Annotated in this window: 1 protein-coding gene; it reads left to right on the top strand. The window is 42.4% G+C overall.

Annotated elements, in window-relative coordinates:
* Positions 1 to 210: hypothetical protein (locus tag HJV72_RS19525; RefSeq protein WP_330619090.1), on the top strand; the 210-nt coding region annotated here is incomplete at both ends.

Below are 210 nucleotides of genomic sequence, written 5' to 3'. Positions count from 1 at the left end.
AATCAAGAGGCTGTATATGGAACCACCTGCAGCGAAAAAGAGGCACAGATTCTGGACAATGGGATAGAGTTACGCTATACGGACAAGGACGGGCAGGAATATTTATTTATAGACAATATTCAGGGGGATGCTGCTGAAATTGAAATTGAAGCAGTAAGCAATGACATCATACCATTGAATCAGAATCTGAGGGGAGGGGTCAAAACAGAA

The organism is Extibacter sp. GGCC_0201 (assembly GCF_017566055.1).
Classification (GTDB): Bacteria; Bacillota; Clostridia; order Lachnospirales; family Lachnospiraceae; genus Extibacter.
The sequence above is the reverse complement of the archived record's forward strand: the minus strand, read 5'-3'. Positions and strand labels throughout refer to the sequence as shown.